The following is a 341-nucleotide window of genomic DNA, read 5'->3' on the forward strand; positions in this document are numbered from 1 at the left end:
ACCCTGGACGTGAATCTGGGCAGCGACGACAGCATGAAGAAGGCTCGGGAAGCCAAGCTGGCCGCTGACAAAGCCGAAGAGGAAAACAAAGCGCGGGAGGAAAGAGAGCGATTGGCGAAAGAGCAAAAGGATAAAGAAGACGCCAATCGTGGGAAAACCGGTCAGGACCACGCCGCTAGTGCGCCGCCACCGCCAGGCGCTACCGGCCAGCCCCAACCCGTGGTGCTGACTCCCCGGCAGCGCAAGCTAGGCGTAGAGCTGTTCGTCACCTCGGAAGATGCGATGGGCACCGGCGCTGCGGATACACAGCCGCAACAGCCGTCCACCAATCAGCCCTCCGG

At 62.5% G+C, this 341-nt stretch carries 1 pseudogene; it reads left to right on the forward strand.

From position 1 onward, the window contains the following. Nucleotides 1-341 (forward strand): annotated as a pseudogene (locus tag ABJ99_RS28635) (TrbI/VirB10 family protein); the annotation flags it as partial.

The organism is Pseudomonas syringae pv. cilantro, from assembly GCF_001293775.1.
GTDB classification, from domain to species: domain Bacteria; phylum Pseudomonadota; class Gammaproteobacteria; order Pseudomonadales; family Pseudomonadaceae; genus Aquipseudomonas; species Aquipseudomonas syringae_P.